The sequence below is a fragment of the Bacillus sp. FSL W7-1034 genome (assembly GCF_038593365.1).
GTDB lineage: Bacteria > Bacillota > Bacilli > Bacillales > Bacillaceae > Bacillus > Bacillus altitudinis.
Window position 1 is genome coordinate 2,123,894 of record NZ_CP151989.1, and the last position, 19,704, is coordinate 2,143,597.

The 19,704-nt window shown below is 40.8% G+C and carries 20 protein-coding genes and 1 riboswitch; of the genes, 2 read left to right on the forward strand and 18 right to left on the reverse strand.

Going from position 1 to position 19,704, the window contains the following annotated elements:
* Positions 1-44: 44 nt before the first annotated feature.
* Genes NST73_RS10835 through NST73_RS10850 form a run of 4 tightly spaced genes read right to left on the reverse strand, consistent with a single transcriptional unit; the run spans position 45 to position 3,942 of the window.
* Positions 45-806, reverse strand: coding sequence for a LysM peptidoglycan-binding domain-containing protein (locus NST73_RS10835; RefSeq protein ID WP_342473319.1), 762 nt, complete (start codon positions 804-806; stop codon positions 45-47).
* Positions 751-1,392 carry a CPBP family intramembrane glutamic endopeptidase gene (locus NST73_RS10840; RefSeq protein ID WP_017359770.1) on the reverse strand — a complete coding sequence of 214 codons (642 nt, stop codon included), beginning with the start codon at positions 1,390-1,392 and terminating at the stop codon, positions 751-753. The genes NST73_RS10835 and NST73_RS10840 overlap by 56 nt, the downstream gene beginning before the upstream one ends.
* The gene (locus tag NST73_RS10845; protein WP_268412376.1) at positions 1,389-2,897 is read right to left on the reverse strand and encodes an ATP-dependent DNA helicase RecQ; all 1,509 of its coding nucleotides are present in this window, start codon (positions 2,895-2,897) and stop codon (positions 1,389-1,391) included. Before NST73_RS10845 ends, NST73_RS10840 begins: the two co-directional genes overlap by 4 nt.
* Entirely contained in the window at positions 2,890-3,942 is a 1,053-nt protein-coding gene (locus tag NST73_RS10850) for a helix-turn-helix domain-containing protein (RefSeq protein ID WP_274660405.1), read from the reverse strand. The genes NST73_RS10845 and NST73_RS10850 overlap by 8 nt, the downstream gene beginning before the upstream one ends.
* A gap of 268 nt (positions 3,943-4,210) precedes the next feature.
* On the opposite strand from NST73_RS10850, the gene NST73_RS10855 reads away from it, so the two are divergent.
* Positions 4,211-4,459, forward strand: coding sequence for a ferredoxin (locus NST73_RS10855; RefSeq protein ID WP_008344492.1), 249 nt, complete (start codon positions 4,211-4,213; stop codon positions 4,457-4,459).
* Positions 4,460-4,493: 34 nt separating this feature from the next.
* Here the strand turns inward: NST73_RS10855 and NST73_RS10860 are convergent, their stop codons facing one another.
* Positions 4,494-5,075, reverse strand: a complete 582-nt coding sequence (locus tag NST73_RS10860) for an ECF transporter S component (RefSeq protein WP_008344490.1) — start codon at positions 5,073-5,075, stop codon at positions 4,494-4,496.
* A 149-nt stretch (positions 5,076-5,224) separates the two neighbouring features.
* A riboswitch (FMN riboswitch) is annotated at positions 5,225-5,357 on the reverse strand.
* Positions 5,358-5,644: 287 nt separating this feature from the next.
* On the opposite strand from NST73_RS10860, the gene serA reads away from it, so the two are divergent.
* On the forward strand, positions 5,645-7,219 hold the full coding sequence (gene serA, locus NST73_RS10865; RefSeq protein ID WP_041507010.1) for a phosphoglycerate dehydrogenase: 1,575 nt from the start codon (positions 5,645-5,647) through the stop codon (positions 7,217-7,219).
* A 32-nt stretch (positions 7,220-7,251) separates the two neighbouring features.
* On the opposite strand, the gene NST73_RS10870 is transcribed toward serA, so the two are convergent.
* From NST73_RS10870 to NST73_RS10930, 13 genes are all read right to left on the reverse strand, one after another.
* On the reverse strand, positions 7,252-7,899 hold the full coding sequence (locus tag NST73_RS10870; protein WP_039165787.1) for a M23 family metallopeptidase: 648 nt from the start codon (positions 7,897-7,899) through the stop codon (positions 7,252-7,254).
* Positions 7,900-7,999: 100 nt separating this feature from the next.
* Positions 8,000-9,106 carry a sigma X negative regulator gene (locus NST73_RS10875; protein ID WP_096881583.1) on the reverse strand — a complete coding sequence of 369 codons (1,107 nt, stop codon included), beginning with the start codon at positions 9,104-9,106 and terminating at the stop codon, positions 8,000-8,002.
* Positions 9,066-9,626, reverse strand: a complete 561-nt coding sequence (sigX, locus tag NST73_RS10880; protein ID WP_007501006.1) for an RNA polymerase sigma factor SigX — start codon at positions 9,624-9,626, stop codon at positions 9,066-9,068. The genes NST73_RS10875 and sigX overlap by 41 nt, the downstream gene beginning before the upstream one ends.
* Positions 9,627-9,828: 202 nt before the next feature.
* Positions 9,829-11,610, reverse strand: coding sequence for an ATP-binding protein (locus NST73_RS10885; RefSeq protein WP_024718919.1), 1,782 nt, complete (start codon positions 11,608-11,610; stop codon positions 9,829-9,831).
* Complete coding sequence (locus NST73_RS10890) at positions 11,607-12,329, reverse strand: response regulator transcription factor (RefSeq protein ID WP_003215596.1); 723 nt, start codon at positions 12,327-12,329, stop codon at positions 11,607-11,609. Before NST73_RS10890 ends, NST73_RS10885 begins: the two co-directional genes overlap by 4 nt.
* Before the next feature lie 86 nt (positions 12,330-12,415).
* Complete coding sequence (gene ccsB, locus NST73_RS10895) at positions 12,416-13,594, reverse strand: c-type cytochrome biogenesis protein CcsB (RefSeq protein WP_144679400.1); 1,179 nt, start codon at positions 13,592-13,594, stop codon at positions 12,416-12,418.
* Positions 13,578-15,257 (reverse strand): cytochrome c biogenesis protein ResB, encoded by a 1,680-nt coding sequence (locus tag NST73_RS10900; protein ID WP_144679397.1) that lies wholly within the window; start codon positions 15,255-15,257, stop codon positions 13,578-13,580. The genes ccsB and NST73_RS10900 overlap by 17 nt, the downstream gene beginning before the upstream one ends.
* Position 15,258: 1 nt before the next feature.
* Positions 15,259-15,789, reverse strand: a complete 531-nt coding sequence (locus NST73_RS10905) for a thiol-disulfide oxidoreductase ResA (RefSeq protein ID WP_017359780.1) — start codon at positions 15,787-15,789, stop codon at positions 15,259-15,261.
* A 90-nt stretch (positions 15,790-15,879) separates the two neighbouring features.
* Positions 15,880-16,614 (reverse strand): 23S rRNA pseudouridine(2605) synthase RluB, encoded by a 735-nt coding sequence (gene rluB / locus NST73_RS10910; RefSeq protein ID WP_008344472.1) that lies wholly within the window; start codon positions 16,612-16,614, stop codon positions 15,880-15,882.
* 134 nt (positions 16,615-16,748) lie between these two features.
* On the reverse strand, positions 16,749-17,285 hold the full coding sequence (locus tag NST73_RS10915) for a spore maturation protein (RefSeq protein WP_039165799.1): 537 nt from the start codon (positions 17,283-17,285) through the stop codon (positions 16,749-16,751).
* A gap of 4 nt (positions 17,286-17,289) precedes the next feature.
* Positions 17,290-17,877, reverse strand: a complete 588-nt coding sequence (locus NST73_RS10920; protein WP_008344468.1) for a nucleoside recognition domain-containing protein — start codon at positions 17,875-17,877, stop codon at positions 17,290-17,292.
* Positions 17,865-19,016 (reverse strand): D-alanyl-D-alanine carboxypeptidase family protein, encoded by a 1,152-nt coding sequence (locus NST73_RS10925; protein WP_342499093.1) that lies wholly within the window; start codon positions 19,014-19,016, stop codon positions 17,865-17,867. Before NST73_RS10925 ends, NST73_RS10920 begins: the two co-directional genes overlap by 13 nt.
* Before the next feature lie 110 nt (positions 19,017-19,126).
* A complete protein-coding gene (locus NST73_RS10930) occupies positions 19,127-19,606 on the reverse strand; it encodes a YpuI family protein (RefSeq protein WP_024718922.1) in 480 nt (159 codons plus the stop codon).
* Between the last annotated feature and the right edge of the window lie 98 nt (positions 19,607-19,704).

Sequence of the window (19,704 nt, forward strand, 5' to 3'; positions counted from 1 at the left end):
TTTTCTACATATGTATGTGCTTTTCGATTCATTCATGTCAAATATTAATTTTCTAATGGGATATTCAATACTTGTCCGCTGTACACGCTATTTCCTTTTAAATGATTGTAAGCTCGAATTTTCTCTTCCCCTGATCGGTTTTGATAATACTTCATGGAAATTCGATACAAGTTTTCCTCTGGTCCAACAGTATGCTGCACGACACGAACAGGCTTTTCTTCCTTCTTCTTCTTCTCTTCTGCTTCTTTTCGCTTTTTCTCTTCCTGCTGTTTTTGAAGAGCGAGCTGTTGCTGCTCACGCTTTTTTGCAGCTTCGGCCTTTTCACGCTCAGCCTTCTCTTTAGCAGCTTGTTCTTTTTTCTTTTGCTCTGCTTTTTCTTTTGAACGCTGCTTTTCTTTATCAGCATCTTTCTTTTTCTTCTCATCATCAGACGCATCCGCTTTGTCAGCGCTTGAATCATTTTTTGTGTCAACAAGTGCTGACGGGACTGGATCTGTGTCAGCACTCGATGTTTTATCAATATAAACACCTTGATTGTTGTTATCGTTAATTTCCTTTGATGTGTAATAAATCAACAGGAAGAAAACCGTGACGACAATAATAGGAAAGATAATAGCCAGTGTCGTAAACAATGGATTACGCACCTTTTTGGTTCGCTGCTTTTTATATTCATGAAAATCTTCTCGTGTAGGAAAGTGAGAGTCATCTGAAGGATGCACTTTTTCTTCTTCAAGATTTTCCTCTACATCATCATGGATGTTTGTCAGCTGCTGCTTTTTTCTCTTCATTCTCGACATTTCTTCCATGTTCATCCCTCCCCCAATATTTAAAACGAATTTGACATGCAAAGACTAGGTCAATGACAAAGTGTGTCATGACAGGAACGAATAAATTTCCTGTCCACTCGTATAAAAGTCCTAAAAAAATACTAATAGAAACCACAAGGATAAACAAGAGTATTTTTGACAAGTAGCGAAAGTGAAGAAGTGCAAACACAATGCTTGCAATCTCCAGTCCAAATTGCTGCTGAACGATCCCGCGAAATAAAATTTCTTCTGAAAAGGCAATGAGCAGCGTTAACCAAACAATATGCAGGATGCTGCGGTTTTTGAACATTTTTTCATTTAATCCGCCATCATCATACATATGAGCCGGAAACACCTTCATGACAATAGCGTCGACAATAATCACAAGCAAAGCGCCGCCAATTCCGTAAGTCAGGATACGCATATCTCGGATCTGCCATAAGGCTGTAAAATCAGTCCAATGATCAAACATAAACATCCCTAGTAAAAAAGAGACAATCAGCATGAGCAGCTGTGTGAAATACAACTGTTCTACTACTTGTCGATCGGTTAATTTTTCAATAATACGGCGATGTTGTTCAATCAATGCTGCGCCTCTTTTGTCAGGTGAAACAGACGATCCAGCTCGGTCTTCCAGTGTTTCATTTCATTCAGCTCCAATGGTTGATCTTTTTTTTCGTAATCAGACAGGTCAAGTCCGCATGAAGAGCAGCAGTTCCCAAAGGAAGCGTCCTCCGTTAGATCAAGCTGCTCATCAAAGTATGATAACAGAGATTGCCTAAAGCAGCGATGGCCAGTGATATGCTCTTTAAACTGCCACACTTTTTTTAGCTTTTCTGTTTGTCTATCCTGCAGCTTTTCTTTCAGCTTCTTCATGAGCAAACGGGGCTGTTCAGTTTGGTACATCTTGTAATAATGCGAGAGCATTCGCGCACGCGTCTCCTGAAGCCCTGCTTCCATCAATTGTTCACGTAATTTCTTTTCATCATTTATCGGCATATGTGATACTCGAGCTAAGAAAAAATCAATTTCTGGATCATCAAAACCTTCTGCTTGAATCAAATGACTTTGAATATCCGCATCCTCTTCTGTATATAAAAGAACGCTCACACTATTTTTCCCGTCCCGTCCAGCTCTTCCAATTTCCTGCATAAATGCTTCAATTGACTGAGGCGGACTCATATGAATCACAAAGCGTATATTTGCTTTATCAATTCCCATTCCAAAAGCACTTGTACAGCAAATGAGATCAATTTGACCACTGATAAATTGCTGCTGGATCAGCATGCGGTCTCCTGACTCCATTCCACCATGATAAAACTCTACACGTTGATGCGTTTTTTGTTTCACCAAACGTGAAATATCTTCTGTCATTTGCCGGGTCGGACAATAAATCAGCCCAGGCCCTTGAAGGGTTTCCACAAGCTCCAGTGCTCGTTTCTCTTTTGCTTCTTTCGTTTCATGTGCCTCTTTTAATAGTGCAATATTCGGCCGGTTGACTGAATGAATATGAACATCTGGATGCTCTAGCCGCAACGTTTGCACAGTATCTTTTAAGGTTTGTTTCGTCGCAGTTGCCGTTAGTGCTAAGGCGACAGGATTGCCGAGCGCTTCCCTCCATTCCCCAAGCTTGGAGTATTCAGGGCGGAAATCATGTCCCCATTCCGATATACAGTGGGCTTCATCTACAACGAATAGCCCCACATGCATCGCTTTGAGCTGCTCTAACAATACCTCTGACATAAGCGCCTCAGGTGCGACAAATAAAAATTTATATGATGGCAAATGCCGAATAATATGTCTTCTTTCTTGAAAAGACAGTGTACTGTTAAGCGCAGCTACTCGCTTTTCACCGCGCATTTTCATGCGTTCCACTTGATCTTCCATGAGTGATAAAAGAGGTGAAATGATCAGCACTAACCCGTCTGTCAAATAGCCCGGAATTTGATAACAAAGTGACTTCCCGCCACCAGTAGGAAGCATGGCAACCGTATCTTTTTGTTGAAGTACACTTCGAATAATGTCCTCCTGACCTGTTTTGAAGGCATCATAACCAAAGTATCGCATCAGCGTCTGATGAAGCTTATCCACTTGCTTTCACCATCCTTGTCAATGCCAATCGTATTTGAAAATAAGTAAATGAATGCTCGAGACTTTCTTTGATCAGCTTCATCTTGTTGGTTTGGAGCTGACCGGCTACCTCATGTATCGCCTTTTGAGCTTCACTGCTGACATATGGTTCGATCGAGAAGCTCGGCTCATGTATCGAGAGCTCCACAATATGATCTTCAATTGTCGCTTTTTTTAATGAACGAATATGAGCAATTTGATCAATACTGAACCCTTTTTGTACAAGCTCAAGCGTTTTATGGGTAGAGGTGGTCAGCACACGTTTGAATTGAAGATCATCTATCATTCGCTGGATGATCGGTGCCTCACCTTTTTGCGCACATTGAATAAAATAATGGAGCACATTCCAAAAAAGCAAGTAAACATACCATACATCTTCTTTCATCCATTCCGCCATTTGCTGGTACGTCCGTCCGATTCTTTCATTTGAAGTCAATGAATAAACAAAAAGCAGTGCCTCTTGATCAGTTAAATGAGCAAGAAGTGTTTCAAGCTCATGATGGATATCTTCAGAAAGCTTTTTCTTCTGGTGATATTGCGAGAAGAAGGATTTCGTCCAGTTTTGAACCGATATATCTCTTTGAATCGGCACATAGTGTTGTGACCGCGCTGCATGATGTGAAAGGACCTGCACAAGTAAAGACAGCCTCATCCATAATATTTTTGCTTTATCATGATACTTGGCACCATCAAAATAAACTGGCATCGGTTTTTCAGCAAAACGCTGACTTAGCATACTTATTCCTTCATCTGTGGCAATGAATGTATCCTCTGTCTTTCTGATAAAGTGTTGCTCTAGCAGCCTTTTTACAGAGCGATTCAGCTGATCCCTCGTAAAAGCTGGATAGCAGCCGAAGTAGCTAGAAAGCTGAAACAAACTTGCATCCTGTATCGTTTGTGATGATTTTTTTCCTTTAAAAAGATGGTAGACAGCACTAATGGAGCGTTCGCCGTTCAATTTATGTACGCTGTCCATCAACATGACATCCAAGTAATGAATCGTCATTGACCAAAGCACCTGTCTTCCTGACAAAATTCGAATATTTTCTCCCTTTATTTTAACAGATTTCATTGAAGAAGAAATGTTTAAACTCAATTAATGGGGGAAAGTTATGAACAAACCCTTATGTGATAAGCATTCTCAATCACTTTACAGTTGAAATGTGAATTTAAAATCATTACAATAAGGTTTGAGGAAATTGGTTTTTTATCGGTGAAACTAAAAAGGTTAAACCATTTGTTCCATCGAACAATCTGGGAGGTATTTTTTTAACATGGCAAAATATACAATTGTAGACAAAGACACATGTATTGCTTGCGGCGCATGCGGTGCAGCTGCTCCAGACATTTATGATTATGATGATGAAGGCATTGCATTTGTCACGCTTGATGACAATCAGGGGACTGTAGAAGTTCCAGAAGTACTTGAAGAAGATATGCTTGATGCATTTGAAGGTTGCCCAACTGACTCAATTAAAGTTGCGGACGAAACTTTCGATGGTGATCCACTTAAGCATGAATAGGATAAAAGCCCCTTTAAAAGGGGCTTTTTTTATATTAACTATTTTGAAGTCGGCGTTTATTTTCAAACCATGGACGCATTTTGACAAAAATGAAACTAAAAACGATGGTGATGATGATTCCTTTAATCAGGTTAAAAGGCAAGATCCCTGCTGTAATGGTTGCCTTTAGCACATGATCTGACAGGACGGGTGCATTCAAAAACCATGTATAAGCAGGTAGGAACAAGAAATAGTTTAAGATGCTCATCATGACTGTCATGAGTAATGTTCCGAGAATCATGGACCACGCTAACCCTCTTGCTGATTTAATCTTTTTAAAAATAAAAGCCACCGGTAAGATGAATAGTACACCTGCTGTAAAATTCGCTACTTGATCCACAGGAACACCGGACATGCTACCATGAATGAGGTAGTGCAGTAGATTCTTTAAAGCTTCAACAGCAATCCCAGCACCTGGCCCATAAATTAAAATCGCAATAATCGCAGGAATGTCACTAAAATCAATTTTTAAATACCCAGGAAGCCCAGGGAAAGGGAAATTCAATAACATTAATACAAATGCGATACTGCTAAGCATGCTGATGACAACTAAACGTTTTACTTTACTTTGATTCAATATTCTCTCTCCTTTTCGATCAAATCTTTCGAAAAGAGGATTGTTCAATTTTAGCCACAAAAAAACCGCTCTGAATACATACACAGGAGCGGGAAATTTAGGCTACACAAATAAACGTATAAACAGACATGTTTTCAACGTTTACGAACCTCCATCTTCTCCCATCCAGACTATACTGTCGGCTTCGGAATCACACCGAATCCTGCCAAAAAAGGCTCGCGGGCTTAGAGACTATGCCTCATCACCGCCGGTAGGGAATTACACCCTGCCCCGAAGATTGATCATTATTCAATTCGACATCATTATATATGATATATGAGCATTTGTACAGATAAAAATCCTGAGCAAATTCATCAGTTTTAAGAAATCGTAAAAAACCTAAAATTTATAATGACAAATGCGTAAAAATTGGTTATCTTTTGTTTAAAGGTGTCCATTCTCGATCAAGACACTAAAAAATGTTCGTGTTTTCTTTTTCGCTTTACTGCTTTAATTTGATTGACACAGTGAAAAGGAATATGGTAAATTATCAGATATTTATGACGTTTATTTTAGGAGGAAATCTTACGATGTTTCGAGTATTAGTCTCAGATAAGATGAGCAATGATGGTCTTTTACCACTATTAGAATCAGATTTTGTTGAAATTGTTCAAAAAAATGTAACAGAAGCAGAAGATGAATTACACACGTTTGATGCCTTACTTGTCAGAAGTGCCACAAAAGTGACAAAAGAACTTTATGAAAAAATGACTTCATTAAAAATTGTTGGCCGTGCCGGTGTGGGAGTCGACAACATTGACATTGATGAAGCGACAAAACACGGTGTGATTGTCATCAATGCACCAAATGGGAATACGATTTCAACGGCAGAGCATACGTTTGCGATGATCTCATCTCTCATGCGTCATATTCCTCAAGCCAATATTTCTGTGAAATCAAAAGAATGGAACAGAGGCGCATATGTCGGTGCTGAGCTTTACGGAAAATCTCTTGGGATTGTTGGCTTAGGCAGAATTGGAAGTGAAATCGCCCAGCGTGCAAGAGCATTTGGCATGACGGTCAACGTATTTGACCCTTTCCTCACAAAAGAACGTGCCGAAAAAATTGGTGTCAATGCAAAATCACTTGATGAAGTGCTTGAAGTATCAGATATTATTACGGTACATACACCTTTAACAAAAGAAACTAGAGGACTTCTCAATAAAGAAACAATCGCAAAAACGAAAAAAGGTGTTCGTCTAGTGAACTGTGCACGCGGCGGCATAATTGACGAACGAGACCTTCTTGAAGCACTTGAAAATGGTCATGTCGCAGGGGCAGCTCTCGATGTATTTGAAGTAGAACCACCTACTGAGAATCCACTTGTGGATCATCCAAACGTCATTGCCACTCCGCATCTTGGTGCATCTACAAAAGAAGCACAATTAAATGTGGCGGCACAAGTCTCTGAAGAAGTTCTTCAATTTGCAAAAGGACTCCCGGTCATGTCATCTATTAATCTACCAGCGATGACAAAAGACGAGTTCAAAAAAATCCAGCCTTATCATCAATTTGCGGGAAAACTTGGACGTCTTGTTTCTCAATCGATGAGAGAACCTGTAAAAGAAGTCAGCATTTCATATGAAGGATCTATCGCAAAACTCGAAACATCATTTATTACAAAAAGTCTGCTTTCTGGCTTTTTGAAAGAGCGCGTCGATTCGACTGTAAATGAAGTCAATGCAGGTATGGTGGCAAAAGAACGCGGCATTAGCTTTAGCGAAAAAATTTCTTCAAGCGAATCTGGCTATGAGAACAGCATTTCCATTGAAGTCAAAGGTGACCTTTCCACCTTTACATTAAAAGCAACGTATATCCCGCATCTAGGTGAACGTGTCGTTTCTATTAATGGTTTCAATATTGACTTTTACCCAGATGGGCATCTTGTCTATATTCAGCATACTGACGCACCTGGTGTGATCGGTCAAGTTGGAAAGATTTTAGGCGACCACGATGTGAACATCGCGACAATGCAAGTAGGCCGTAAAGAAAAAGGCGGCGAAGCCATCATGATGCTATCTTTTGACAAGCACCTTGAAGATGAAATTGTCCAAACTTTAACTGAAGTAAACGATATTCTTTCTGTGCGTCTGATTGACCTATAAAAAATGGTAAACCTCATGCAAAAGCATGAGGTTTATTTTGTTGAAACGATTAAACGTTCACCTGTACGTATGAGATGCGTTGTCAGTGCATTGATTTTCTTCAATTGATCAACGGTCATTTGATGTGCTTTAGCAATGGACCAGAGCGTGTCCCCTTGTTGTATGACATATGTATGTTTCTCATATCCATCTACATGAAGGGCTGGCTCTTGGAAACGATCTCTTGCAATGATTGTGAGCGGATCTACTGCATCTTCTTTACTGACTGACCAATTACCCCTGTGCACCTCAAAATGCAAATGAGTGCCCCTAGAAGCGCCTGTGTTGCCTATGATGCCGATCGGCTGTCCTGTTTGTACATGGTCACCATTCTTCACAAAACGCGCATTTAAATGCGCATAGACGGTTTCATATCCATTTGGATGCCGAATAAATACAACTTCACCATATGTAGCAGATACATAGGAACGAGTGACCACACCTTCGCTAGCAGCCAAAATGGATTCTCCTTCCGGTGCAGCAATGTCTAACCCCTTATGCGAACCCCCTCTTGTCCCAAACAAATCAGTGACTTCACCTCTGATTGGTTCCACCCACTCGGTTGTTTTCTCTGCACGGGCAAACGGTGATAAGGTCAAGAACAAGAAACAGCTAGCACATATGTAGCAATACCTTTTCATCAGTGACTTCCCTTCTTTGAAGTTCTTTTCATGACAGCATAGTATACCTCAAGGAAGCCCTTTTCTATACATGAAAAAAGAACGCAATAAGTTGCGTCCTTTAGCGTTCTTTGATAACAACTGGGTTTGGCAGTGCCGGTACCTCTAGCGGTTCTTTTAATTCATATGGGCCTACTTGATCTGTTCCTGCATTTTGTATCGTGACATCTGTAAAACCGAAATCTTTCGCTGTGAGCAGCAGTCCTTCAATAAGTAAAATATGATCAATTGAGTCCGTTAATTGTGCTGATGCTCCAAACGTGATGGTTGCATGTTTTCCTTTTGATGTCACCTTTTGTATAGGCTCTTCTTTAATGAGTGGATCGAGTCCTGCATCATTCGCCCGCTTCATCGCCTCTACCGCATCTTTATAAGAAGGATAATTATCTTTTGACGGCACCAAAAATGTCCCGCTCTTATTTTCTAAAACGTAGTAAGCGTGCTTTGTTTGTTTATTAATTGAAATGGTACCAAGACGGCCATTCGTCCCTAATTGAAGGTGCGAGCCATTGACAGACTTGACCTGTACTTGTTTATATTGGCTCCATTTTAACGTTTCTTTGACCATGTCTTTAAAACGATTGGCTTCTTTTAATGTATCAAGAGACAAATCACTTTTCAGCTGAAAAATCAGTGTGTCCCCTTTTTCACTCACATCCACCATATCCATATAGGCTTGAAGAGGTTTTGTCATTTCAGGCAGCTCCAGTTTTTCGTATGTATCAAGAAGCGCCTGCACATCGTCATGCTTATTTTCTTTTTGAATACTGATTGGGACAACTTGAGAAGTCGATTCATCTATGTATGAAATCGTCATATACTTTTCTTTGTCAGATGCGTAAGCAACATGTGAAGGATCATTTGTGTTTTTTACCGCCTCTAATGTAGCATTCACCTGTCCTTTTTCAGCACTCGAGTCCATTTTCACTTTCTTTATATCTTGAGCAGCCGGCTGAAATAAATGAGGAGAAATCAAAAACGCCATAAATAAGACCACAACGGTTGCGACCGCTGGACCGATCCATCTGGCACTTTTCTTTTTCTTCCCGCTTGCCATCAGCATTTGCTGGTAAATCTGCTTAGATGAACGGTTGTCCTCCACCTTTGGAAGCTGACTGAGTAATACTTTAATTCGTTCTTCGCTCCAATTGGACCTGTTCGTTTTCATTCACTAGCTCCTCCTTCAAAAGCTCCATATGTTTTCGGAGCACTTTCAGGCCTCGGTGCTGCGTTGTTTTGACTTTGCTTTCCGAGAACTTTAGCGCCTTGGCCGTCTCCATGATTGAGTAGCCTTGGATAAACCTTAAAATGATGACGGCTCGTTGATCAATGGTGCAATGATCAAGTGCGGCATAAATTTCTTTGATATTTTCATCCTGTACAGCCAATTCATCTGGGAGCAGGTCTGGATCTTTTACATCCTGTTTATCCCAATCAAACGTGCCGAGCACCCGTTGTCTGATGGTTTGCTGTTTGCGAAACCAGTCAATTGCCACATGCCTTGCAATTGAAAACAGCCATGTTTTCTCGCTGCTTCTTCCTTCAAAAGTTTTATATGAGTGAAGTACCCGAATGTAAACCTCCTGCACGAGATCCTCTGCCTGATTTTTATCTTTTACCATATAAAATAAAAATTGGTACAAATCTTGATGGTACGAATCATATATTTTTTGAAAGGTTTCATGCATAGGAAACCCCTCCGTTCACTTATTTTTGTCGAGTGACTCTCACAAAACGTTACATTACAACTTTATGACAAATATATTACAAGATCGACAATTTGGAAAGGGCTTTTAGTTTAACTTCTCCTTAAAAATATGAAAATAGAAAAAACACTTCATTTTCTTTCGAAAAGAAGTGTTTCTCATGTAACAAGATTCTTCGTCAAGATTAGACGAGTTCCTGCTTTTTTTTCGGAATATAGAAAGTGAAGTGAGTACCTGTTCCAGCTTTACTATGTGCATGAATGGAGCCTTGATGCGCTTCTACGATGTTCTTCACAATCGCAAGGCCCAGCCCCGTACCGGAACGTCCTCTTGTTCTTGCTTTATCTGCTTTATAGAACCGTTCAAAAATAAACGGGAGATCCTCTTCAGGAATGCCGCTTCCCGAATCTTTCACATCCATTTTGAGCCCATTTTCCACCGATTGAACTGAGAAGTGAACTTCTCCGCCTTCTGGTGTATGACGAATGGCATTATCGATGAGATTTGTAAAAACCTGTTCTATTTTATCTGGATCAAATACAAAATACGGTTCTTCTACTTGAATTTCATACGTCAGGTTGATTTGTTTTTCTTTCGCAATTCCAAGGAATTTACGGTAGATTTTTTCAGTCAGCTCTTCTGTATCAGTTGATTCAAGATTCAGTGTAATATGACCAGCTTCCATACGTGCGAGATCGAGAAGATCATTCACAAGACGCCCCATTCGAAGTGATTCATCATAGATAATTTGGGCAATCTCTTTCTTTTCCTCTTCTGATCCGGCAATGTCATCGACAATCGCTTCACTATAGCCCTGGAGCATAGCAATAGGTGTGCGGAGTTCATGGCTGACATTTGCAATGAAGTCTTTTCTTAGCTTATCCAGTCTTCTCTCTTCTGTCATATCGCGAAGTACCGCTACCGCCCCTCTGACATCTTGCTGGTTATAAAGCGGAGACATGAGAAGAACCCAAGTACGCCCTTGCAGCGTGACTTCGATCATTTGCTCTTTTTCCGTACTGACGGCAGTATGAAACAATTCACGCGCTTCCGGCGGCAGTTCATCCCCATCTTTGATCTTCATATTTTGCTCGTAATACCAAGCCTGCAAGAATCTTTCTGCAGGAGGGTTTGTCATGAGGATCGTTCCATCAATATTGATCGTGATAACACCGTCTGCCATACTGCTGAGAATGTTGGACAAATGTTCTTTTTCTTGATTTAAAGCGGTTATATGAAATTTAAGCTGCTTACCCATTTGATTAAAGGCGATCGCCAGTTCCCCAATTTCATCTTGCGTTAAAATAGGAATCTTTGTATCAAATTTCCCTTTCGCCAAATCTTGTGCTCCCTCTCTCATCTTTCTGAGAGGATAGGTGACACGAGTGGATAAGAAGAAAGCGAAAATCGTGGTGAGCACAATCGCAATTCCGGCTGCGAGGAAGATATAACGCGTCGTATGTTTTGTTGTCTGCTCTACTGCGAGGAGGGATTGAGAAAGAAAGACCATCCCTTTCTTTCCGTTCGCCTCGTAAGGAACACCTACTACAATGCGCTCATCCTTCTGATTGCCTGTATCAGATTCAGCTCGTTTACTGATTTTTTTTCGTTCTGTCAGTGCCCTGTTCAAATCTTTGTCTGCTTCAATTTGTTCTTTTGTGATCGCAGGAAGCTTCCCGCCTTTTTCAGACGAATACCATTCTAGTCCATCCTCTTGAACAATCGCGATACTTGTCAATTTATCAGCTAGTTCTGATGTAATCGATCTTGCAAGTGATTGATCCTCATGGCTTTCTAAAATGACTGCTACTTTGTTGGCCATTTGTGTTAAATCAGACTTTGCTTCTTCCACATGGTAATTCTCAATGAACTCTAAAAGAAGCACAGTTAAAATCGATAAAACAATGAGCACGAGGAAAAGAATGGTTAACCATAGCTTTCCTACGACACTTTTCCACAGCTTCATTCAGCGCCGACCTCAAATTTGTACCCGACACCCCATACTGTCACGATTTTTTTCGCTGCTTCTGGTGACACTTTATTCAGTTTTTCACGAAGCCTTTTGACGTGGGTATCCACTGTTCTCAGATCCCCAAAGAATTCATACTGCCACACTTCTTTGAGAAGCTTTTCCCTGTCATAGACCTTATCCGGCGTTTTTGCCAAGAAATACAAAAGTTCGTATTCTTTCGGCGTGAGGCTGACTTCTTTTCCATCTGCTGTGACCCGGTGTGCATCATGATCAATGGATAGATGAGAAAACACGAGAACATCTTTTGTGGTTGTTCCAGTATTAAGGTATGACGTTTGAGACGATCTTCTTAGCAGTGCTTTCACACGAAGAACCACTTCACGCGGGCTGAAAGGTTTGACGATATAATCATCCGTTCCTGCCTCAAAGCCTTGCACACGGTTAGCTTCCTCACCTTTTGCTGTCAGCATAATAATTGGGGTGGCTTTTTTATCTCGGATTTGATTACACACTTCAATCCCATCTGTCCCAGGCATCATTAAATCAAGCAAAATGAGGTCATAATCGGTTTGAAGTCCTTTTTGAATGGCTTCATCCCCATTTTCCGCTTCATCAATTTCATAATTTTCCCGTTCTAAATACATTTTTAAAAGGCGACGAATTCTTGCCTCATCATCGACGACTAATATTTTCGTTTGAGTTGTGTGTTCCATTAGACAATCCTCCTGCTTTCTCCGTTGTTACATACATTTTAACAAAAAGCCGAATCGAATCATAAAAGTTGGCCTTTTTCATGCGATTACGCGTAAGAATGAAGCCCCGCAATCACTAGGTTGACAAAGATGAGGTTAAACATAATGATCGCAAATCCGATTACAGCAAGCCAAGCGGACTTTTCACCATGCCAGCCTCGTGATAACCGAAGGTGGAGATAGGCGGCGTAAAATAAAAATGTAATTAAAGCCCATACTTCCTTCGGGTCCCATCCCCAGAATCTCGTCCATGCAATTTGTGCCCAGATCATCGCAAAAATAAGACCGCCTAACGCAAATACAGGGAATCCTATGGAAACAGCCCTGTACCCAATTTCATCGACTAAATCGAGATTCACCTGTCTTACGAGCGGCTGAAGCAGCGCACTTAGTCGTTTGCGAATGATCAATCTTAGCAGTCCATAAATAATTAGCCCAACGCCAAATGACCACAGCACTGTATTCACCTTTCTACCTGAAAAAACAGGCGGCAGATCAACCGCAGGCTCTAAACGATCTTTTGTGATAAGTTCTCCTTTATGAGGTCCTACTAAAGCAGGCAGCTCATAGACCATGACGCTCTCTTCTTTATTTTTATCTACCCAATTAAATTTCGCTTCATACCCTGTCATTCTAAAAATGGACGTGACTGCGATAAATGCAAGGGTGACCACAATCATAAACATGACCAGCTCTAAGCCAAAGGTTTTCTTCCCCGGTTTTGTTTGATCGACATGCTTCAAAAGAAAAATCACACCTGCCACAAAACTGATCGCCAAAATGGCTTGACCAAGCGCTGCTGTCGTGACGTGAATATATAGCCAATTACTTTGAAGCGAAGGAATCAGCGGTGAAATATCCGATGGAAACATGCTTGCATAAGCAATGATTAATAAAGCGATTGGAAGTGTGAATAAACCTAGCACAGACACTTGATAGACAAAATATAAAATAATAAATGCGAGCACCAGCATCATGCCAAAGGCTGTGGTGAATTCAAACAGATTACTGACTGGTGCGTGACCAGACGCGATCCACCTTGAAATAAAATAGCCAAATTGACTCAAAAAACCGATGATGGTGAGCGTTATGCCGATAAGTGCCGCCTTGTTTTTGCGCGGACCCTCTTCTTTCTTTTTTCCTTTAATGGCCCCTCCAAAAAAAGGAACTGCCGCTAAATACAATAGAAAAGCTGCAAATAACAGGTTTTCACTGACTGCCGCCATCTAATCCTTCCCCCTTGCTTTTGCTGATACTTGTTGTATCAGGCAGTTCTTTTTGATCCACTGGCTGTTTGATGCCACTGCCGTGCAGTAACACCTTGAGATCAGACTTTAAGCCGAACCAGTTTTTGTTTGTATGTCCTGCCACAAACACTTTTCCATCCTTTACCGACAGCCAGATTCTTCTATGCTGCCAGTACATCCCTTGTACGACACCAATCATAAAGATCATTCCGCCAACAATAAGTACCCAGAGTGTTAAGTCTTTTCGAACCGTTAAACCTGTCACGTTTTTTGTTTCAACCCGGTCAAATTTCATTTTATAAAGATTGTTATCAGAACCCTCTACTGTCTCTTGAATCGCGACAAAACTTTTTTCACCTTTTGGTTTTTCAGGAGAGATCATTTCAAAGACGAACGCAGGATTATTCGGATTCCTCGTTTTCGTACTAGGTGTGCCATCTTCGTCAAAATAAAAATCAGGCAAATAACTCATCACCTTGACTTTGTAACCGCTACCAAGATCATATTCTGACTTAGGCTCCAGCAGATTAATCTTCACTGTTCCGAAAGATTTCTCAGTATCTTTTCGAATCAGCTGAAAGACCATTTGATCGAGTTCATTTTGTTTAAAATCCACTTGATATAATGAGAAATTGTCAAACTTAAGCGGTTCATTCACTTTAATATCGTGTTCTGTTACCTGCTTCAGCTTTGGCTTTTCACCAAAAACAACTTCCCCTTCACGTTTGTATAAAACGGCATCGGTTTTATAACTTTTGACGACTTGACCATCGCCAGCCTTTTCAATAGCATTTTCAAAGACTTCTTTTTCTTTTTCAGATTCATAGCGGTCAATTGAAAACGCATTATTCTTTAAGAAGTATTGGCCTCCCGTTCCTGGGATTGGTGCCGTTTCGCCTTCTCTTACCCATAATGTTTCATCCACGTACATTCCTGGGACAAACCGAAGCATGGATCCAATGAGAAATATAATTAATCCAATATGATTGACGTAAGGTCCCCAGCGGGAAAAGCGGCCTTTTTCAGCTAAAATATGTCCATCTTCTTCTCTTACGCGGTAACGCTTTTGTTTCATCTTACTAAGGATGCCTTCATATGTATGTTGATCTAATGTTTGATTTGTTTCGCTGAAAAGACGCTGCCTTCTCATAAAGCCTTCTTTTTTGACAACCCCTTGATTTTTGAGTGCACGATAAAGTGGAATCACTCGATCAAGGCTGCAAATCACAAGGGAAATTCCGATAGATGCGACAAGGGCTAAAAACCACCAAGAATTATAAAGATCATGGAATCCAAGAATGTAATATAACTTGCCAAACGACCCATATTGCTCCTCATAATAAGTGGAAGCTGATGCACCTGGCGGAATAAACCGCTCCTGCGGAAAAATAGTTCCTAGCGAAGAAGCTAACAGTGTGATGACAATGAGCCACACACCCACTTTTACGGAAGAAAAAAAGTTCCATACTTTATCAACAATCGTTTTGTTGTATGTTTGCGAGCGTCTTGCACTGCCGTCATATCTCATATCAAGCAGTTTTGATGAATTTTTCTCTTTTACTGAAATGGGATTCCCGCATGATTCACATAGAACAGTACCGATTGGATTAATATGTCCACACTCGCACTTTACCTCTTTCATTCTATGACCCCTTTGGTTTAATCAAATTCATATATTCATAGACATTACGTTCTGTCATCGTCCCCTTTATGACTTTGATTACTTTGCCTTCAGGATTAATTAAAAATGTGGTTGGCAGCGGCGTAATATCATATGCCTCTGTCACTTGACGATCTTTGTCCATGGCAACAGGAAAATTCACGCCATAAGCATCCATAAAGTTCTTCACAGCAATATTGGATTCCCCCACATTCACGGCAACAATTTCGACACCGCGATCCTTGAACACTTCATACTGATTTGCCATATAAGGGAATTCCTGCTTACATGGACCGCACCATGTACCCCAAAAATTGAGAAAGACGCCTTTGCCTTTTAAGTCCTTTAATTCAATCCGTTCCCCATCTACCGATTGAAGGACAAAGTTCGGCGCAATAGATCCTTCTTTGATTTGATCCTGTTTGGCAAATACTGAGTTATACATCGTATAACACAGTGCAGCAAGCATCACGAGGAGAATGCCCGTCCGTATGAAAAATCGTCTTTTCTTCATCTGAAGTACCCCTTCCCCATAGACATTCAGGTAAATTATAGCATTCTCCTTCTTTTGATGCTTCTTCATTTTTTGAAGTTTATGTGAAAATTAAAAAGCGCTTTTCCCATGATCCGCAATCGCTCTTAGGCGTTTTACTTCATGCGGCGTCAATTCTCTGCGATCTCCTGGTCTCATGCCTTCAATATGAAGGAAAGCATATTGCTCTCTTTTGAGTTTTAAAACGTCGTGGCCGATTGCTTCAAACATGCGGCGAACCTGTCTGTTTCTGCCTTCATGAATGGTTAATTGCACAATACATGTTTGCTTTCGTTTATCAATCGAAAGCATTTTGGCACGGGCAGGTGCTGTTTTTTTATGGTCTAACATGATTCCTTTTTCTAACTTTCTAAGCAATTCTTTTGAAGGGATGCCTTTTAGTTTCGCTGCATACGTTTTATCAATTTGATATTTCGGATGCATGAGCTTATGGGCAAATTCGCCATCATTTGTAATCAAAATTAAACCGCTCGTATCATAATCCAACCGGCCGATCGGATACAGACGCTGCGGAACATCATCAAAGAAGTCTGTCACGACTTTGCGTCCTTTATCATCCTCGGCAGCTGAAATGACGCCGCGCGGTTTATAAAGCATAAAGTAAACCGGTTCTTCTCTTTCAAGTTTTAAGCCATTGACTTCAATTTTATCTGAAGAGCCCACCTTTACTCCGAGCTCTGTCACTGTTTCACCATTAACGGTAACTCGTCCTTCTTTAATTAATTCTTCAGCCTTTCGTCTAGAAGCGACGCCGGCATGGGCAATTACTTTCTGTAAACGTTCCATTTGTCTTTCACCTCATGTACTATCTTACTTGCTTGGCTTGAAACAAACAAGCATTCGTGGAAAAATAAGCGTTTCATCTGTCTAATTTCGACAAAAAAGCTGTTTTCCATCCACGAAATAAAAAAAGCACCTGATTAGGCGCCGCTAAATAACAAACTGACGATAATAATTGATGCAATGATCCCAATCAGGTCTGCAAGCAGCCCCACTTTCAGTGCATCTCCCATTTTTTTAATACCAACTGCTCCAAAATAGACGGTTAAAACATAAAGGGTCGTATCCGTTGACCCTTGCATAACGGCGGCAAGCTTGCCGATAAAAGAGTCTGGACCATAAGTCGCAATTAAGTCTGATGTCATACCAAGCGCCGCTGTTCCTGATATAGGACGAATAAGCGCAAGCGGCACCACTTCTGTAGGAACACCAATCGCTGTAAACACAGGTTTCAATAATTCCATGACAAAATCAAGGGCACCTGATGCTCGGAAAATCGTAATGGCGACAAGCATACCGACTAAATATGGAATGATTGAAAAGGCAATTTGAATGCCTTCTTTCCCGCCTTCTACAAATGTTTCGTACGTCGGTACTTTTTTAATCGTCCCTGCAATCAATATTCCTGCGATGATCAGTGGAATCAAAGCAAGTGACAGCCAGTTAATAAATGCCACAAGATCACCCCCGCCTGCTTCTGCGATAGTGGAAATAGCGATCAATCATAATCGCACCGATACCTGAAATAAGTGTCGCCAAAATGGTTGGGCCTACAATATCTGTTGGCTGATCTGCGCCATAGGTCATACGAATGGCAATGACAGTCGTTGGCACAAGTGTGATAGAAGATGTATTGACTGCTAAAAACGTAATCATAGACCGGCTCGCCTCATTTTTTCCGCCATTTAATACTTTCATCTGCTCCATCGCCTTAATCCCAAGTGGTGTAGCGGCATTCCCAAGGCCAAAGAAATTTGCCATGAGATTGGACAGAATATACCCCATCGCTGGATGATTCGCAGGAATCTCAGGAAATAGTTTTGAGATAAAGGGCCGGCATAATTTACTAAAGAAATGTAACAACCCCGCTTCTTCTGCGATCTTCATCAATCCTAGCCAGAATACAAGAACACTAATCAGCCCTATTGAAATGGTGACCGCTTCTTTTGATCCTTTAAAGACCGCTTCATTCACTTCATGCATCGTTCCGTTAAACATTGCATAGACAAGACCGATGACCGTAAGGAATACCCAAATCAGATTGACCATGAAGATCCGCCTATCGATGTCTGAAAGACAGACTTAAACATTTCTTGAAAGCTTTTTTGGGGCATTCGGTTGCGTTTGTTTTCATAAAAAATGGGGACTTGCTCAATTACCTGACCATCCAGTAAGAACGTCATTTTCCCTACTACATCTGGGATCGCTTCTTTGTTTTTTTCCCATTTCTTTTCAGGCGTCAGCATTTCCGTTTCGATTTCCACTAGTTTTTTCTCATCCTCATTTAGTAAATAGTCCACATCCCGCTTAATAAACGCTTTTTTTTCGTAAAAAGTCCCTTTTAACGAAGCGAGCCTGCCTTTTTCAGCAAGCACATACGTTTTATAGTGATCAAATGCATACTCAAACATTGAGATATGATCCTTCCAGTCATCCGGTGCATTAATCGTCACAGCAATGAGCGCAGCATCTCCTTTTGCAGCTGTGGAGACAAGTGTGCGTTTTGCAAGTTTTGTATATCCTGTCTTCCCTCCAGTCGAATATTGATACAAACCCGTGAGCAGCTTGTTTTTATTTTTCCAATAACCCTCGATTGTTTTTGCTTTATAAAAGGTGGTACCGGCAATTTTTTGATATTGCTGATGCTTCATGGCGTACTTCGTTAAGATCGCCATATCATAAGCTGATGAATAATGGTTTTTATGATCATCGAGTCCATGCGGATTTTGAAAATTCGTATTCTCCATGCCTAGTTCAGAGGCCTTTTGGTTCATCATAAAAATAAACCCTTCTAAGCTGCCGCCAACATGTTCTGCAATGGCAACAGCTGCATCATTTCCAGAGCGCAGCATGAGCCCGTATGTCAAGTCTTCTAAACTCACCTTCTGTCCTTCCTTTAAATAAATCGAAGAACCTTCCGCTTGAATCGCACGTTTTGACACTTTGACCATGTCGTTCATTTTTCCTGATTCAATGGCTAATACAGCCGTCATAATTTTTGTGATACTGGCGATTCTTCTTTTTTTGTGCTCGTCCTTTCCAAATAGGACTCTGCCTGACTGTCCATCTATTAAAATGGCGCTTCTCGCACTCACCGATAATGAGACGTCTGCTTGAGCGTGTGAGGAAAAAGGCAGTAAGAGTGTTAATAGAAGAAGGACTGCTGTTCCAATTTTTAAATAGGGCATGTTCATTCACGTCCTTGTCCGTTTTGTACAAGTGTATGCGCGGTTGAAAAAGTTATGATGCCTCGTCCATAAAAAAAAGCAACTCTCATGTGAGAGTTGCCTTGTCTTCTTTATACCATTTTCATTTGCTGATGAGATGTTGTATATTCCAGCTCTTCTCTCATCGTTAAAAAATCTTTTTCTAATGAAGAAAACAAACGTTTGACCTCAGCCGATACTTCATGATGGAAAACAATGCAGCTTTTTCCTGTGTAGGCTGAACGGCTATTTTCATACCATGTATCCTTTTTTGGTGTAAAAAATTCTTCAATACATTGATGATAAATACGATGAAGCGTCTGCTGTGCGGCTTGCTGCGGGAATGTCTGCTGCTGCCTGATTTTCCTACAAACCGCCGCGGCATCCTCGCTATAAACTGCAAGCTTCCGCAATGTACTTAATATGTCACAATAATAGGCTTCCGCTTCCGGGTTTAATCGTTTCAAGCTTGATAAGGTAGCTTCGTTCAGAAAATCATTCACTTCAACTGCAACCTTTGATAAAAAAACGCCTGCTTGATCAACTTGAGCCTTTACATTCATATGTGCCATTTGTTTCGTGTTTACCTTCCCCTCATGGCTTTGTCACCATTTTATCTTTCAAACGAAGATTTTAGACCTAAAATCTTTTTTATATTTTATCATACATT

Excerpts from the sequence above, each read along its gene's own strand:
- NST73_RS10835 (WP_342473319.1), bottom strand. The coding sequence starts at position 806 with ATGGAAGAAATGTCGAGAATGAAGAGAAAAAAGCAGCAGCTGACAAAC.
- NST73_RS10850 (WP_274660405.1), bottom strand. The coding sequence starts at position 3,942 with ATGACGATTCATTACTTGGATGTCATGTTGATGGACAGCGTACATAAA.
- NST73_RS10855 (WP_008344492.1), top strand. The coding sequence starts at position 4,211 with ATGGCAAAATATACAATTGTAGACAAAGACACATGTATTGCTTGCGGC.
- serA (WP_041507010.1), top strand. The coding sequence starts at position 5,645 with ATGTTTCGAGTATTAGTCTCAGATAAGATGAGCAATGATGGTCTTTTA.
- NST73_RS10870 (WP_039165787.1), bottom strand. The coding sequence starts at position 7,899 with ATGAAAAGGTATTGCTACATATGTGCTAGCTGTTTCTTGTTCTTGACC.
- NST73_RS10875 (WP_096881583.1), bottom strand. The coding sequence starts at position 9,106 with ATGAAAACGAACAGGTCCAATTGGAGCGAAGAACGAATTAAAGTATTA.
- sigX (WP_007501006.1), bottom strand. The coding sequence starts at position 9,626 with ATGCATGAAACCTTTCAAAAAATATATGATTCGTACCATCAAGATTTG.
- NST73_RS10885 (WP_024718919.1), bottom strand. The coding sequence starts at position 11,610 with ATGAAGCTGTGGAAAAGTGTCGTAGGAAAGCTATGGTTAACCATTCTT.
- NST73_RS10890 (WP_003215596.1), bottom strand. The coding sequence starts at position 12,329 with ATGGAACACACAACTCAAACGAAAATATTAGTCGTCGATGATGAGGCA.
- ccsB (WP_144679400.1), bottom strand. The coding sequence starts at position 13,594 with ATGGCGGCAGTCAGTGAAAACCTGTTATTTGCAGCTTTTCTATTGTAT.
- NST73_RS10900 (WP_144679397.1), bottom strand. The coding sequence starts at position 15,257 with ATGAAAGAGGTAAAGTGCGAGTGTGGACATATTAATCCAATCGGTACT.
- NST73_RS10905 (WP_017359780.1), bottom strand. The coding sequence starts at position 15,789 with ATGAAGAAAAGACGATTTTTCATACGGACGGGCATTCTCCTCGTGATG.
- rluB (WP_008344472.1), bottom strand. The coding sequence starts at position 16,614 with ATGGAACGTTTACAGAAAGTAATTGCCCATGCCGGCGTCGCTTCTAGA.
- NST73_RS10920 (WP_008344468.1), bottom strand. The coding sequence starts at position 17,877 with ATGGTCAATCTGATTTGGGTATTCCTTACGGTCATCGGTCTTGTCTAT.
- NST73_RS10925 (WP_342499093.1), bottom strand. The coding sequence starts at position 19,016 with ATGCCCTATTTAAAAATTGGAACAGCAGTCCTTCTTCTATTAACACTC.
- NST73_RS10930 (WP_024718922.1), bottom strand. The coding sequence starts at position 19,606 with ATGGCACATATGAATGTAAAGGCTCAAGTTGATCAAGCAGGCGTTTTT.